Origin of the sequence: Corallococcus sp. CA054B (assembly GCF_003611625.1) — a bacterium.
Classification (GTDB): domain Bacteria; phylum Myxococcota; class Myxococcia; order Myxococcales; family Myxococcaceae; genus Corallococcus; species Corallococcus coralloides.
Window position 1 is genome coordinate 42,593 of sequence record NZ_RAVY01000054.1, and the last position, 6,000, is coordinate 48,592.

The following is a 6,000-nucleotide window of genomic DNA, read 5'->3' on the forward strand; positions in this document are numbered from 1 at the left end:
GGGACGGCGCCCTCCCGCGTCCACCCTACGGCAGCGTGTCCTTCACCGCTCGGGCCAGCTCCGACTCCAGCGGCCAGGCGGCCGGGCGGCGCGACGTGGTGAGGTCCAGCGTGCCGTCCGAGAGCCTCGCCCCGAAGGCGTCCCCCACGCTCAGCCGCACCCTGCGCACCCGCTCCCGGAGCACGTCGCCCACGTCGGGCGTCGCGGCCAGCTTGCGCAGCACCTCGCCGGCCTGCTCGACGAGCCACGCCAGGGGCTGGATGTGGGCCTCCTGCTCCAGCTCCGTGGCCGTGCCGAACTCCGCCGCCACCTTCGTGCCCCAGGCGCTGGACAGCTTGTCGGCCATCGCGGGCAGGTGGCGGCGCAGGTGCATGGGCGAGGACTCGGGCATCGACTTCGCGGGCGTGTCCAGCACCGTGGCGTCGTGCAGCGTGAGCGCCTCGATGACGCCGTCCGGGACGAACGTCACGTCCAGGCCCTCCCCATGCGAACCATAGCCGCCGGAGGTGATGAGCAGCACGCCGCGGCCCTGGCGGAACTCGCCGTACTCCCGGACGAGCCCCGTGATTTCACGCCCGCTGCGCAGGAACAGCGTCACCTGCGGCAGGTTCAGCGGCAGGCCCTCGTTGCGGCGGCGCATGAGGGTGCTCATCGCATCCAGCACCTCCCAGACGCTGCGCACGTGGCCCCGGGCCAGCGACTCCAGCGGGTCGACCTTCTGGGGAGCGCTCATGACCGGCCCTCGCCCACCTGGACGTGTACCTGGGACCACGTCCCCGGGGGCAACCGCCCCGTCGCCAGCGCGTGCGCGCCCTGCCCGCCGGTCCTGCGTTCCGCGAATGCCATGGCCTGCTGCCTCCCGTGTTCTTGGGCGTCAGTCTCCCCCAGGTCCCTGACGGGGCCCAGCGGTTCACGGAGGCCTCCCATGGCCGCCCGCCATGTCCCCGGGTTCAATCCCAGAGGTGGGCAACCCACCCCACCCCGTCCCGCGGGCCCCATCCATTTCGTGACGCGGGATGTCCATCTTCTCTCCACTCCAGCCATGTCCCGGGAGCAGGGGTTCAGTGCCATTCACTCTTCCCACAGCAGGCGGCCTGCCTTGTCCGACCGGTGCCTCCGGAGTGCCGGCATGAACCCCGTCGCCTCCACGACGGACTCGCTCGCGGACCTGGTGGAGGCGCGGCGCGAGGACATCCTCCGGCGCTGGGGCGCTCGGCTGGAGCCTCACCCCCCCCGGGGCAGGGACTCGGAGCTCCAGGACCGGCTGGAGGGGATGCTCAAGCTGGTGGACGCGCTGGTGCTCGTCCTCCGTCAGGGCGCCGTGGAGACGTGGTCCACGGGGGAGGTCTGGGCCCATGCCCGGGAGCTGGGGCTGCGGCGCTTCCGGGCCGGCGCCCGCGTGGAGACGCTGGTGGAGGAGTACGGCCTCCTGCGCGAGGCCATCCTCGAGGTGCTGGATGCGTCCCACCAGCCGCTCGGCACGGACGAGCTGCGCACGCTGTGGCGCGCGCTGGACCGGAGCCTGACGGAGGCCGTGGCCCACTACGTCCATGAACACGAACAGGCCCTGCGCTCCCGCGAACGGCGGCTGCAGGAGATCCTCGACCACGCCCCGGCCGCCATCTACGCGAAGGACGCCGGCGGACGGTACCTCTTCATCAACCGCCCCTTCGAGGCCATCTCCGGCCACGAGCGCCAGTCGGTGCTGGGGCGCTCGGACCTGGAGCTGTTCCCCCGGGAGACGGCGGAGCGCTTCCGCTACAACGACCGCCGGGTGCTGTCGGCGAAGACGCCGCTCGTCTTCGACGAGGAGGTGCTCCAGCCCGACGGGACGCACCTCTACCACACGATGAAGTTCCCCCTGCCCAGCGTCGTGCCGGGCGAGCCGTGGGCCCTGTGCGGCGTGTCCACGGACATCACCACCACGCGCACGCTGCGCCAGGAGCGCGACGAGGCCCGCGAGCAGCTCCACCGCGTGCTCACGCAGCTGCCCGTCGTGCTCTGGGCCTTCGACGCGCAGGGCGTGTTCACCCTCTTCGAGGGCGAGGGCGTGACGTCCACGTCCGTGCCCTCCCGGGTGATGCACGGGCGCTCCGTCTTCGACGTGTTCCGGGACCGCCGGGACGTGCTGGAGGTCATCCTGCGCGCGCTGGCCGGGGAGCGGCTGGCCACGGAGCTGTACCTCATGGGCGTCTGGTTCGAGGTCCGCCTCCTGCCGGTGTTCGACGCGGGCGGGCGCGTGGTGAGCGTGTCGGGCGTGTCGCTGGACATCACCGAGCGGCGCCGGGCGGAGCAGGAGCTGCGTGCGTCGGAGACGCGCTACCGGCTGGCCACCCTGGCCACCCGCGACATCATCTGGGACTGGGACCTGGTGACGGATGAAATCCACTGGAGCGAATCGGCGCCCCGCGTCCTCCGGCTGGACACGTCCCGGGGGCCGCCCGTCATGGACATGGCGTGGTGGACGGACAGCATGCACCCCGACGAGCGTGAGCAGGTGATGCGGGGGCTGCAGGCGGCGCTCGACAGCCACGAAGGCCACTGGGAGGCCGAGTACCGGATGCGCCGGGGCGACGGGACGTGGGCCTTCATCGAGGACCGGGGCCGCGTGGTGAAGGACCTCCAGGGCCGCCCGGTGCGCATGGTGGGCGCCATGCAGGACGTCACCGGCCGGCACGAGGCGGAAGCCGAGGCGAAGCGCCGCGCGGAGTTCGAACAGCTGCTCATCGGCATCGTCGGCCACGACCTGCGCAACCCCATCTCCGCCATCACCATGGCCGCCACGTCGCTGGCGAAGCGCGAGGACCCCGACCCGCGCGACCAGAAGGCCGTGGCCCGCATCCTCTCCAGCGCCGAGCGCGCGCACCGCATGCTGCGCGACGTGCTGGACTTCACCCAGGCCCGGCTGGGCGGCGGCATCCCCATGGACCCGCGCGAGGTGGACCTCCTGGACCTGGTGCGCCAGGTGGTGGACGAGGTGCAGCAGGCCCACCCGGACCGGCGCCTGGAGGTGGCGGGGCGGGGCGGGGCCCGGCTGTGGTGCGACCCGGACCGGCTGGCGCAGGTCATCACCAACCTGGTGAACAACGCGCTCGCCTATGGAGACGCCCACTGCCCGGTGCGCGTGCGGCTGCGCGGCCAGCCGGAGGCGGTGACGCTCGCGGTGAAGAACCAGGGGCGCCCCATTCCCCAGCACCTGATGCCGCACCTGTTCGAACCCCTCAAGCGCGCGGAGGCCCGGGACGGCCACCGCAACTCCCACGGGCTGGGGCTGGGGCTGTTCATCGTGAAGCACATCGTGGATGCGCACGGCGGCCGGCTGCGCGTGCGCTCCACCGTCCAGGACGGCACCACCTTCCTCGTGCAGCTGCCGCGACGGCCGCCCGCCCGGGACTGAAGGGGCCGCCCTTCCGGGGCGCGCTTGCCCTCCAGGGACGGCCCGGGTAGCAAAGGGGCTCCGGCGGCGGGCGGGCCCCGCTCTTTCCGGAAGGAGAGCGGAGCAGCGCCATGAACAAGAAGTGGATCCTCGGGCTGGGGCTGGGTGTCGGCGGGCTGCTCCTCGTGGGCGGAGGCCTGGTCGCGACCGGGTACTGGGCGGACCGCCAGATGGACGGTGCCGGCGTGGCCACGCTGATGCAGTCCCAGGAGCGCGCCCAGAAGGTCGCCGAGCTCAACGCCCGCTACCCCTTCCAGCCGCCTGCCACGGGCAAGGTGCTGAAGCTGGAGGAGGCGCGGCTGGAGGCCTACCTCGCGGCGCGCGAGGCGACCCTGCCCGCCTACGCCGTGCTGCAGAAGGAGACCCTGGCGTTCGTCCAGGAGCACGGCAGCGCGCTCAGCAGTGGAAGCCGCCGCGCGCAGCTCCGGGCCGCGGGCGCCTCCCTGCGCATGATGGGCAAGGCCCAGACCGCCCTCCTCCTGAACCTGGAGGCGCAGGGCATGTCGCCCCAGGAGTTCGGCCGCCTCACCGCCGTGGTGTATCCGGAGCCCGAGGCCGCGCCGGACGCGGGCGCCCCGGGGGTGTCCCAGGCGTCCGACCCGGCGAACATCGCGCTGTTGGAGGAGCAGCTCGCCGCGATTTCGCCGCAACTGGAGGACCCGAAGCTCGGCGAGGCGGAGCGGCTGCAGCTGGAGCAGCGCCGCGCCGGGCTGCGCAAGTACATCACCCAACTGGAGCTGGCCTCGGGCAAGGACGTGAAGGAGGCCAACGCCGCCCTGCTGAAGAAGCACGCGGCGCGCATCGCGAAGGCGGCGAACCCCACGTTCGACCAGCTCCTGACGAAGCCCCTGACTCCCGGCGGCACCGCGGGCCTGCCCACGCCCTGAGCGTCAGGCCTCCACCTGGCGCACGGACCTCCGGTGCGCCAGGCTCGCGCCCACCGCCCCGCCAATCACCGCCACGATGATGGCCACGGACAGGAGCGGCGGGATGTGCACCCACGTCTCCACCACCATCTTCACGCCCGCGAACGCCAGCACCCCCGCCAGCCCGTAGTGCAGGTACTTCAGCTGCCCCACGGCCCCGGCGATGACGAGGTAGAGCGCGCGCAGCCCCAGGATGGCGAAGGCGTTGGAGCTGTAGAGGATGAACGTGTCGGTGGTGACGGAGAACGCCGCCGGCACCGAGTCCACCGCGAACAGGATGTCCGTCACCTCCAGGCCCACGAGCGCCAGCAGCAGCGGCGTGGCCACCCTGCGGCCATGGTGCTTCACCACGAAGTGCGGCCCCTCCACCTGGTCCGTCACCGGCAGCTTCCGGGACAGCCAGCCCACGACCCGGTTGTCCTCCTGCTTCGACGGGTCCTCGCGGAGGACGCGCCACGCGGTGATGAGCAGGATGGCGCCGAAGACGTACGACACCCAGCCCCAGCGCTGCAGCGCCGCCGCCCCCACGAAGATGAACAGGGCCCGGAACACCAGCGCGCCGAAGATGCCCAGGAAGAGCACCTCGTGCTGGTAGCGCTGGGGCACGTTCAGGCTGCGGAAGATGACGAGGAAGACGAAGACGTTGTCCAGGCTCAGGCTCTTCTCGATGAGCCACGCCGCCAGGTACTCGTGGCCGCGCTCAGTGCCCAGCGTCACCCACACGAAGCCGCAGAAGCCCAGGCCCAGGCCCACCCACGCCAGGCTCCAGAGCACCGCCGCGCGGCGCGACTGCCCCCGCCCTCCCCGGTGCGCCAGCAGGTCCACCACCAGCAGCGCCAGGAGCAGCGCCCAGAAGACGACCCAGGCCCAGGAAGGGGTGCTTTGCATGACCCCACCAACCTAGGCATCCCCCCGGCTTCCGCCCGAGCGAAGGGTTCGCGCGGAGTCAAATCCTACCCATATCCGTCGTCATGACACCCCCCTGGTCAGGGAGACATGATGGGTGGGGGGCGAGCGTTGTCCTCTTCCCCGCTCAGGATGTGATACTTCCCAGGAAGCCCAGGAACATCATGATTCTCAACACTCCAAAGGCGGTGCGATGAACACGGTCATCTTCGCTTGTACGCACAACGCGGGTCGCTCGCAGATCGCGGCGACCTTCTTCAACCTGCTGGCGGACCCGGCGAAGGCGCGCGCGATTTCAGCGGGAACGCAGCCGGCCGAGCGTCTGCATCCCGAGGTGCTCGCCACCATGAAGGAGATGGGCGTGGATCTGGGCGATGCGAAGCCGCAGCGCCTGACGCCGGAGCTGGCCCAGAGCGCGCAGATCCTGGTGACGCTGGGCGGGCTTCCGGACGCGCCGACGGTGGCGGACCAGAAGCGCGAGGACTGGCCCATGGAGGACACGGTGGGTAAGTCCGCGGCGGACGTGGAGAAGATCCGCGACGCGACGGCCGCCATGGTGTCGGACTTCGTGACCCGCCACGGCTGGGAGCGCCCGCAGTAGGCGGGTGCGGCGCAGGCAGGGCCCTTCTGACGCGTGACCGTGGGTGTCCGGGCCGAATGGCGGACGGACGGGCTCGCGAGGAGGGGAGGCGAAGGCCGCGACGTCCAGCGTCGCGGCGGGGGGGCTTCCCG

General features: G+C 71.8%; 5 protein-coding genes. 3 read left to right on the forward strand and 2 right to left on the reverse strand.

Going from position 1 to position 6,000, the window contains the following annotated elements:
- Positions 1-25: 25 nt before the first annotated feature.
- On the reverse strand, positions 26-733 hold the full coding sequence (locus tag D7V80_RS42255) for a hypothetical protein (RefSeq protein WP_199738662.1): 708 nt from the start codon (positions 731-733) through the stop codon (positions 26-28).
- A gap of 396 nt (positions 734-1,129) precedes the next feature.
- On the opposite strand from D7V80_RS42255, the gene D7V80_RS15795 reads away from it, so the two are divergent.
- The gene (locus D7V80_RS15795; RefSeq protein ID WP_120588953.1) at positions 1,130-3,397 is read left to right on the forward strand and encodes a PAS domain-containing sensor histidine kinase; all 2,268 of its coding nucleotides are present in this window, start codon (positions 1,130-1,132) and stop codon (positions 3,395-3,397) included.
- A gap of 110 nt (positions 3,398-3,507) precedes the next feature.
- Entirely contained in the window at positions 3,508-4,323 is an 816-nt protein-coding gene (locus tag D7V80_RS15800; RefSeq protein WP_120588949.1) for a hypothetical protein, read from the forward strand.
- Between the two features lie 3 nt (positions 4,324-4,326).
- Here the strand turns inward: D7V80_RS15800 and D7V80_RS15805 are convergent, their stop codons facing one another.
- Positions 4,327-5,250, reverse strand: coding sequence for a TerC/Alx family metal homeostasis membrane protein (locus D7V80_RS15805; protein WP_120588950.1), 924 nt, complete (start codon positions 5,248-5,250; stop codon positions 4,327-4,329).
- A gap of 211 nt (positions 5,251-5,461) precedes the next feature.
- On the opposite strand from D7V80_RS15805, the gene D7V80_RS15810 reads away from it, so the two are divergent.
- The gene (locus tag D7V80_RS15810; protein WP_120588951.1) at positions 5,462-5,869 is read left to right on the forward strand and encodes a low molecular weight phosphatase family protein; all 408 of its coding nucleotides are present in this window, start codon (positions 5,462-5,464) and stop codon (positions 5,867-5,869) included.
- Positions 5,870-6,000 lie beyond the last annotated feature (131 nt).

Coding starts and splice junctions, on each gene's coding strand:
- D7V80_RS42255 (WP_199738662.1), bottom strand. CDS start 733: ATGAGCGCTCCCCAGAAGGTCGACCCGCTGGAGTCGCTGGCCCGGGGC.
- D7V80_RS15795 (WP_120588953.1), top strand. CDS start 1,130: ATGAACCCCGTCGCCTCCACGACGGACTCGCTCGCGGACCTGGTGGAG.
- D7V80_RS15800 (WP_120588949.1), top strand. CDS start 3,508: ATGAACAAGAAGTGGATCCTCGGGCTGGGGCTGGGTGTCGGCGGGCTG.
- D7V80_RS15805 (WP_120588950.1), bottom strand. CDS start 5,250: ATGCAAAGCACCCCTTCCTGGGCCTGGGTCGTCTTCTGGGCGCTGCTC.
- D7V80_RS15810 (WP_120588951.1), top strand. CDS start 5,462: ATGAACACGGTCATCTTCGCTTGTACGCACAACGCGGGTCGCTCGCAG.